We start from the raw sequence: 9,158 nt of genomic DNA on the forward strand, positions 1-9,158 counted from the left end.
GTTTGAACTTTCCGATATACGGTCATTCCGGTTGCCATCATCCGATGCAGCGCCTCGTTTTGCTGTGATTTGGGACAAGAAGTCCTGGGAACCTCCTCTATGCGTCCGCAGTTGTTCAAAGCCTTACCCTTCGTACTCGCCGCCAGTTTCGCCCAAGCACAAACCCTGCCCGAAGCCATGCAGAAAGCACTGGATGTCCATCCGGAAATCCAGGCCGCGGTGAACAGCCGCCTGGCCGCCGATTACCAGCTCAAGGCGGCCAAGGGCGGCTATTTGCCGCGGGTCGATTTGCTGGGCGGTTACGGCCGCGAAGGCACCGACAGCCCGACTACCCGTGCAGGATCGAGCAATCACTGGGAGACGCTGAACCGCAGCGAGTCAAGTTTACGTCTCCAGCAAATGGTTTTTGACGGTTTTGCCACCTCCAGCGAGGTCGGGCGTCAACAAGCCACCGTCAATTCCCGGGCGTACTCGTTGCTGGGCACTTCCGAGCGCACCGCGCTGACCGTGGCCCAGGTATACCTGGATGTGCTGACCCGGCGCGAGTTCGTGCGCCTGGCCGAAGACAACATGCGCAATCACGAGCGCATCTACGATCAGATCCAACTGCGCACCCAGCGCGGCGTCGGCAGCCGCGCCGACCTCGACCAGGCGGAAGCGCGCATGGCCCAGGCGCGCAACAACCTGATCACCGAACAGACCAACCTGGCCGATGCCCAGACCAACTACCTCAGCGCCGTCGGCCAGATGCCGGACCAGCTGGAGCGTCCGGTCGGCTTCATGGCCCTGCTGCCGGCCAGCCTCGACGAAGCCCGGCACCAGATGCTGGAAAACAGCCCGATCCTGCGCTCGGCCGAATCCGACATCGTCGCCGCCGAGAAGCAATACGAAGCCGCCAAGTCGACCTTCTACCCGCGCTTCGATGCCGAGCTGGGGCGTACCGCCGACAACAACCTGGACGGCATCGACGGCCACAACAACGAATGGCAGGCCATGCTGCGCATGCGCTTCAACCTGTTCGCCGGCGGCAGCAACAAGGCCGACCTGGAATCCAAGGCCTATCAGTCCAACCAGGCGCTGGATATTCGTAACAACGCCCTGCGTGTTCTGAATGAAGAGCTAGGCTTGGCGTGGAACGCCTTGAACAACGCCAATGCGCAAGTGCCGATCGCCCAGCAATATGTCGATCGCAGCGCCAGCGTGCGTGAGGCGTATCAGAAGCAATTCAGTCTGGGCGAGCGCACTTTGCTCGACTTGCTCGATAGTGAGAATGAACTGTTCACCGCCTCGCGTCGGTTGGCGGAAATCAAGAACATTCAGTTATTTACTCAATATCGAATCAAGGCGACCATGGGCGAATTGCTCAAGAGCCAGGGAGTGGTCGCACCCATGGCTTCCGTCGTGCAGAACGATGTGAAGCCCAAGGTCCAACTGCCTGGGATGAATTGAGTACTTTTCATCCAATAGACAGTTAAAGAGTGCCGAGCGTGGAATCAGAAGTCAGTCGAGTGCAACTTAGCCATGATCCACGCGGCATGCATGACGACCCGCTGCTGGATGCCCTGCTAACCCTGTGTTCCCTGCACCAGAAGCCGGCCAGCGCGGCGATGTTGACCACCGGCCTGCCGTTGCCGTCCCAGCGCCTGAGCGCCGAGCTGCTGCCGCGCGCCGCCGCTCGCGCCGGCCTGCAGGGGCGTTTGCTGCGGCGCAAGCTGGAGCAGATTCCTGCCATCGCCATGCCGGCCATGCTGTTGCTCAAGGACGGCCGCAGCGCCGTCCTGCTCGGCTGGCAGGGCGAAGACCAGGCCCGCCTGCTGCTCAGCGAGAGCGACGGCGGCGAGGTCAGCGTCAGTCGCCAGATGCTGGCCGACGACTACAGCGGGCAAGTGTTCTTCGCCCAGCCCCAACACAAATTCGACGTCAACCACGGCTCGCTGATTCCCCGCGCCCGCTCCTGGTTCCGCGACACCTTGAAGCGTTCGCGCTGGCTGTACGCCGACGCCATCGCCGCCAGTCTGCTGATCAACGTCATTGCCATGGCCGCGCCGCTGTTCGTGATGAACGTCTACGACCGCGTGGTCCCCAACCAGGCCGCCGCCACCCTGTGGGTGCTGGCCATCGGCATCACCGGCGCCTACCTGTTCGACCTGATTCTCAAGAGCCTGCGCAGCCTGTGCCTGGACCTGGCCGGCAAGAAGACCGACCTGATCATCTCGGCCACGCTGTTCGAGCGTATCGTCGGCATGGCCATGAAGTACCGGCCGGCGCGGGTCGGCAGCTTTGCCCAGAACATCCACGAGTTCCAGAGCCTGCGCGACTTCCTCGCCTCGCTGACCCTCACCAGCCTGATCGACCTGCCGTTCACCCTGCTGATCTTCCTGGTGATCGCCATCCTCGGCGGGCACTTGGTGTGGATTCCGGTGCTGGCCTTCCCGATTGCCCTGGGCATCGGCTACGCCCTGCAGAAACCGCTGATCGCCACCATGGAAAAAACCATGGCCCTGGGCGCCGAGCGCCAGTCGAGCCTGATCGAGACCCTGGCCGGGCTGGACGCGGTGAAGGTCAACAACGCCGAAAGCGAACGCCAGTACCAGTGGGAACAGACCATCGGCACCCTCGGCCGTCTCGAGCTGCGGGTGAAGATGCTCTCCAGCCTGGCGATGAACATCACCCTGCTGATCCAGCAGCTGGCCGGGGTGATCATGATCGTCTTCGGCGTGTACCAGATCATCGACGGCAACCTGAGCATGGGCGGGCTGATCGCCTGCTACATGCTCAGCGGCCGCGCCCTCAGCCCGCTGGCCTCGTTGTCCGGCCTGCTGACCCGCTACCAGCAGGCGAGGGTGACCATGACCTCGGTCGACCAGATGATGGAGCTGCCCCAGGAGCGCAACTTCGACGAGCGCCCCCTGAGCCGCAACGTGCTGCAGGGCGCCATCGAATGCCGGCAGCTGAATTTCACCTACCCGGGGCAGCAGAACCCGGCGTTGAAGAACATCAACCTGGTGGTCAAGCCGGGCGAGAAGATCGGCATCATCGGCCGCAGCGGATCGGGCAAGAGCTCCCTGGCCAAGCTGCTGGTGGGCCTGTATACCCCAGACTCCGGCGCCTTGCTGGTGGACGGCGTGGACATCCGGCAGATCGACGTCAGCGAATTGCGCCACAACATCGGTTATGTGGCCCAGGACATCCAGCTGCTGGCCGGCACCCTGCGTGACAACCTGACCTCCGGCGCCCGTTATGTCGAAGACGAACTGGTGCTGCAGGCCGCCGAACTGGCCGGCGTCCACGAATTCGCCCGCCTGCACCCGCAGGGTTACGAGCTGCAGGTCGGCGAGCGCGGGCAGAACCTCTCCGGCGGCCAGCGGCAGAACGTCGCCCTGGCCCGGGCCCTGTTGCTCAACCCGCCGATCCTGCTGCTCGACGAACCGACCAGCGCCATGGACAACACCGGTGAAGAACGCTTGAAACAACGCCTGCAAGCCGTGGTGGAAGCCAAGACCGTGGTGCTGGTCACCCACCGTGCCTCGCTGCTGTCGCTGGTGGATCGCCTGCTGGTGATCGACCGCGGGCAGATCCTCGCCGACGGGCCGAAAGCAGTCGTGATGGAAGCGTTGAAGAAGGGGCAGATCAGTGTTGCTTAAATCCGGTTTCAAAGACTCGATCCTGCGCTACTTCAAAGGCACCGAATCGCTGCACGACCAACCCCTGCCCGAGGTCAACAAGGCGCTGATCGAGGATGCGCCGCGGGTTATCCGCCTGACCATCTGGGGCATCATCGGCTTCTTCCTGTTTCTGCTGCTGTGGGCCAACTTCGCGGTAATCGATGAAGTGACCAAGGGCGAGGGCAAGGCGATCCCGTCGTCCAAGGTGCAGAAAATCCAGAACCTGGAAGGTGGCATCGTCTCCGAACTGTTCGTCAAGGAAGGGCAGATCGTCGAAGCCGGCGCCCCGCTGATCCGCCTGGATGACACGCGTTTCAAGTCCAACGTCGGCGAGACCGAGGCCGATCGCCTGTCGATGCTGCTGCGGGTCGAGCGCCTGAGCGCGGAGATCGACAACCGCGAACTGAATTTCCCGGCCGATGCCACAGCCGCCGTGCCCGGCCAGGCGGCCAGCGAAAAGTCGCTGTATGAAAGCCGTCGCCAGCAGTTGCACGACGAAGTCGGCGGCCTGCAGGAACAGCTGATCCAGAAGCAGCAGGAACTGCGCGAATTCACTTCCAAGCAGGCGCAGTACCGCCAGCAACTGGGCCTGCAGCGCCAGGAAATCGCCATGTCCGAGCCGCTGGTGGCCCAGGGCGCGGTGTCGCCGGTGGAAGTGCTGCGGCTCAAGCGCGCCGAAGTCGAGACCCGTGGGCAACTGGACGCCACCACCCTGGCGATCCCCCGTGCCGAATCGGCGATCAAGGAAGTCCAGCGCAAGATTGACGAAACCCGTGGCAAATTCCGCAGCGAAGCCCTGACCCAGCTCAACGAGGCGCGCACCGAACTGAACAAGGCCAGCGCCACCGGCAAGGCCCTGGAAGACCGGGTCAGCCGGACCCTGGTCACCTCGCCGGTGCGCGGCATCGTCAAGCAACTGATGGTCAACACCATCGGCGGCGTGATCCAGCCGGGCAGCGACATGGTGGAGATCGTGCCGCTGGACGACACCCTGCTGGTGGAAGCGAAGATCCGTCCGCAGGACATCGCCTTCCTGCACCCGGGGCAGGAAGCGGTGGTCAAGTTCACCGCCTATGACTACACCATCTACGGCGGCCTGAAGGCCAAGCTGGAACAGATCGGCGCCGACACCATCACCGACGAAGACAAGAAGACCACCTACTACGTGATCAAGCTGCGCACCGACCGCAGCCACCTGGGCACCGATGAAAAGCCGTTGCTGATCATCCCCGGCATGGTCGCCTCGGTGGACATCATCACCGGCAAGAAAAGCGTGCTCAGCTACCTGCTCAAGCCGATCATCCGCGCCCGCGCCGAGGCGCTGCACGAGCGTTAAACCATCTGTAGCCGCTGCCGCCAGGCTGCGATAAGGCCCGAAGGGCCTTCAGCGATATTGAAATCGTCACGTCCCCTTCGGGGCCGATCGCCACCTGGCGGCAGCCGGCTACAGGCGCTCGTGCCGGCCTTGGGGTCTGCGGCCGAATCGCCATATCGTTATTCGTTAACGGTATTTAAAATTCAGTTCTTATATCTATAAAGTCGACTCCCTGCGTACCTGCCGACCAATCGGCGCGCCGCACGAAATGAACCCACACGGGACCTCCGTGAGTTTCTGATCGACGCGCGCGCCACCGGGCGTGCTCTGCGTGGGAGTGATTTATGTCCGTACCCTCTCCAAGTGCCGCGCCCATCGCCGCACAAGCTTTTGATATCCGCCCGTTCAGCGGCGCCGTCGGTGCCGAGATCGTCGGCCTGGACCTGGCCCGGCCGGTCAACGACCAGGATTTCGCGCGCATTCACCGCGCGCACCTGGATCATCACGTCGTGGTATTCCGCGACCAGCGCATCACCCCCGAACAACAGATCGCCTTCAGCCGCCGTTTCGGCGTGCTGCAGATCCACGTGCTCAAGCAGTTCTTGCTGGCCGGGCACCCGGAAATCCTCATCGTTTCCAACATCATCGAAAACGGCCAGTCCATCGGCCTGGGGGACGCCGGCAAGTTCTGGCATTCCGATCTCTCCTACAAGGAGCTGCCGAGCCTGGGTTCGATGCTGCACGCCCAGGAACTGCCGTCCGAGGGCGGCGACACCTTGTTCGCCGACATGCACAAAGCCTGGGACAGCCTGCCAGAAGCGCTGCGCAAGGCGGTCGATGGCCGCTCTGCCGCGCACTCCTACACCGCGCGCTACAGCGAGACCAAGTTCGAGGGCAACTGGCGCCCGACCCTGACCCCGGAGCAACTGGCCCAGGTCCAGGAAGTGGTGCACCCGGTGGTGCGCACCCACCCGGAAAATGGTCGCAAGGCGCTGTTCGTCAGCGAAGGCTTCACCACCCGCATCGTCGGCCTGCCGGAAGACGAGAGCCGCCAGTTGCTCGCCGAGCTCTACGCCCACAGCGTGCTGCCGGAAAACATCTACCGCCACCAATGGCAGCCCCATGACCTGGTGTTCTGGGACAACCGCTCGCTGATCCACCTGGCCGCCGGTTGCCCCAGCCATCTGCGCCGCAAGCTGTACCGCACCACCATCCAGGGCGACGCCCCTTACTGATCGGCCACCCACGGCAGGAGAAACACCATGTCCCAACCTACTCAACGCCTCCCGCGCCTGGGCAAACTGGCGGCCGCCATCGGCCTGGGCTTCAGCCTGCTGGCCGCTGGCCTGGTCGCGCCGACGGCGGCCCATGCCGAAGGCGAGATCCGCATCGCCGAACAGTTCGGCATCGTCTATCTGCTGCTCAACGTGGTGCGCGACCAGAACCTGATCGAAAAACACGGCAAGCAAGAGGGCATCGACATCAAGGTCGACTGGACCCAGCTGTCCGGCGGCGCGGCGGTCAACGACGCTTTGCTTTCCGGCTCCATCGACATCGCCGGGGCCGGCGTCGGCCCGCTGCTGACCATCTGGGATCGCACCCACGGCAAGCAGAACGTCAAGGCGGTGGCGTCGCTGGGCAACTTCCCTTACTACCTGGTGAGCAACAATCCCAAGGTCAAGACCATCGCCGACTTCACCGAGAAGGACCGCATCGCGGTGCCGGCGGTGGGGGTCTCCGTGCAGTCGCGGTTCCTGCAGTACGCGGCGGCCAAGCAGTGGGGCGATAAGGAATTCAATCGCCTGGACAAGTACACCATCGCCGTTCCGCACCCGGACGCCACGGCGGCGCTGATCGCCGGCGGCACCGAGCTGACCGGGCACTTCTCCAACCCGCCGTTCCAGGACCAGGCGCTGGCCAACCCGAATGTGCACGTGGTGCTCAATACCTACGACCTGCTGGGCCCGAACTCGCCGACCGTGCTGTTCGCCACCGAGAAATTCCGCAGCGAGAACCCGAAAACCTACAAGGCCTTCGTCGAGGCGCTGGCCGAGGCCGCCGACTTCGCCCAGAAGGACAAGGGCGCGGCGGCGGATACCTACATCCGCGTGACCAAGGCCAAGATCGACCGCGAAGCCTTGCTGAAGATCATCGACAACCCGCAGTTCGAGTTCACCGTCACCCCGAAAAACACCTACCCGCTGGCTGAATTCCTCTACCGCGTGGGCGCGATCAAGAACAAGCCGCAATCGTGGAAGGACTACTTCTTCCAGGACACCACCCCGCTGCAAGGGAGCTGATGACCATGAACGCCCCCTTGCAAGGCCACACGGCCAGCAACCCGACCGCGGCAGCCCAGGCGCTGCTGGCGGTCGACCAGGTCAGCCTGGAATACCGCACTCCGCAGCGCGTGGTGCGGGCCACCCACCAGGTCAGTTTCGAAATCGATCCCGCCGACCGTTTCGTCCTGCTCGGGCCCTCGGGCTGCGGCAAGTCGACCCTGCTCAAGGCGGTCGCCGGCTTCATCCAGCCCTGCGAGGGCGAGATTCGCCTGCAAGGACAACGGGTCAGCCAGCCGGGGCCGGACCGGATTGTGGTGTTCCAGGAGTTCGACCAGCTGCCGCCGTGGAAAACCGTGAAGCAGAACGTGATGTTCCCGCTGCTGGCATCGAACACCCTCAAGCGCCGCGAGGCCGAGGAGCGTGCGCTGCACTACCTGGACAAGGTCGGCCTGGCGGCGTTCGCCGACGCCTACCCGCACACCTTGTCCGGCGGCATGAAGGCGCGGGTGGCCATCGCCCGGGCCCTGGCGATGCAGCCGAAGATCCTGCTGATGGACGAACCCTTCGCCGCCCTCGACGCCCTGACCCGGCGCAAGATGCAGGAGGAGTTGCTGCTGCTCTGGGAAGAGGTGCGCTTCACCCTGCTGTTCGTCACCCACTCCATCGAGGAAGCGCTGGTGGTGGGCAATCGCATCCTGCTGCTGTCGCCCCACCCGGGGCGGGTGCGGGCGGAAATCCACAGCCATCAGTACGACCTGCAAAGCCTTGGCGGCGTGGCGTTCCAGCAGACGGCGCGGCGTATCCACCGGCTGCTGTTCGACGAAGGACAGTCGCCGGAAACCGAGCGCGAGCTGGATTTCTCCGATATCCGTATCGCTTATTGAGCCTTTAAGAGGAACGCCCGATGAGCCATTCATCACCTGTTCGCCAGGAATACGAAGTTGCCCTCGAACCCTTGCTGGCGGTGCCGCTGGAGCGTGAATTGCCGCTGGGCCAGCGCCTGTGGCAACAAGGCTGGCTGCGCAAGAGCCTGATCCTGATCGTGCTGGCGCTGCTCTGGGAGGCCGTGGCCCGCTACCAGAACAACGACCTGCTGCTGCCGAGCTTTTTGCAGACCGCCAGCGCGCTGTACGACGGCCTGCTCAGCGGTGAGCTGCTGGGCAAGGTCGGCATTTCCCTGGTCGTGCTGCTCAAGGGGTACCTGATCGGCATCGTCCTGGCCTTTGCCCTGACCACCCTGGCGGTGTCGACCCAGGTGGGCCGCGACCTGCTGAGCACCCTGACCTCGATGTTCAACCCGTTGCCGGCCATCGCCCTGTTGCCGCTGGCCCTGCTGTGGTTCGGCCTGGGGGAGAACAGCCTGATCTTCGTGCTGGTGCATTCGGTGCTCTGGGCCCTGGCCTTGAATACCTACGCCGGCTTTCTCGGGGTCTCGGAAACCCTGCGCATGGCCGGGCGCAACTACGGGCTCAAGGGCATGCGCTTCGTGCTGTTCATCCTGATCCCGGCGGCGCTGCCGTCGATCCTCGCCGGCCTGAAAATCGGCTGGGCCTTTGCCTGGCGCACCCTGATCGCCGCCGAACTGGTGTTCGGCGCCACCAGCGGCAAGGGCGGCCTGGGCTGGTACATCTTCCAGAACCGCAACGAGCTGTACACCGACAAAGTCTTCGCCGGCCTGGCGGTGGTGATCCTGATCGGCCTGCTGGTGGAGAACCTGGTGTTCGACACCCTGGAGCGGGTCACCGTGAAACGCTGGGGCATGCAACGCTGAGCCCGTAACGCCCGTAGCCGCTGCCGAGCTTGCGAGGCTGCGATCGACGGCGCAGCCGGCGCAACCCCTGACAGCGCGTTCTGCCTGGCACACCGCATGCGCAGATCTGGCGAGGACTTCGTCCT

7 protein-coding genes are annotated in these 9,158 nt (G+C 64.0%); all 7 read left to right on the forward strand.

The window, feature by feature from the left end; genetic code table 11:
• Positions 1-99 precede the first annotated feature (99 nt).
• Positions 100-1,449, forward strand: coding sequence for a TolC family outer membrane protein (locus BMY68_RS24785; RefSeq protein WP_009041571.1), 1,350 nt, complete (start codon positions 100-102; stop codon positions 1,447-1,449).
• 38 nt (positions 1,450-1,487) lie between these two features.
• A complete protein-coding gene (locus tag BMY68_RS24790) occupies positions 1,488-3,644 on the forward strand; it encodes a type I secretion system permease/ATPase (RefSeq protein ID WP_009041572.1) in 2,157 nt (718 codons plus the stop codon).
• Positions 3,634-5,001, forward strand: coding sequence for an HlyD family type I secretion periplasmic adaptor subunit (locus BMY68_RS24795; RefSeq protein WP_085533213.1), 1,368 nt, complete (start codon positions 3,634-3,636; stop codon positions 4,999-5,001). The genes BMY68_RS24790 and BMY68_RS24795 overlap by 11 nt, the downstream gene beginning before the upstream one ends.
• Before the next feature lie 323 nt (positions 5,002-5,324).
• Positions 5,325-6,215 carry a TauD/TfdA dioxygenase family protein gene (locus BMY68_RS24800; RefSeq protein WP_085533215.1) on the forward strand — a complete coding sequence of 297 codons (891 nt, stop codon included), beginning with the start codon at positions 5,325-5,327 and terminating at the stop codon, positions 6,213-6,215.
• Between the two features lie 27 nt (positions 6,216-6,242).
• Complete coding sequence (locus BMY68_RS24805; protein ID WP_009041575.1) at positions 6,243-7,280, forward strand: ABC transporter substrate-binding protein; 1,038 nt, start codon at positions 6,243-6,245, stop codon at positions 7,278-7,280.
• A gap of 5 nt (positions 7,281-7,285) precedes the next feature.
• On the forward strand, positions 7,286-8,146 hold the full coding sequence (locus BMY68_RS24810) for an ABC transporter ATP-binding protein (RefSeq protein ID WP_085533767.1): 861 nt from the start codon (positions 7,286-7,288) through the stop codon (positions 8,144-8,146).
• Between the two features lie 20 nt (positions 8,147-8,166).
• Positions 8,167-9,033, forward strand: a complete 867-nt coding sequence (locus BMY68_RS24815) for an ABC transporter permease (protein WP_025808568.1) — start codon at positions 8,167-8,169, stop codon at positions 9,031-9,033.
• Positions 9,034-9,158: the final 125 nt, after the last annotated feature.

Origin of the sequence: Pseudomonas sp. NFACC41-3, from assembly GCF_900109505.1 — a bacterium.
In the GTDB taxonomy this organism is placed as follows: Bacteria; Pseudomonadota; Gammaproteobacteria; order Pseudomonadales; family Pseudomonadaceae; genus Aquipseudomonas; species Aquipseudomonas chlororaphis.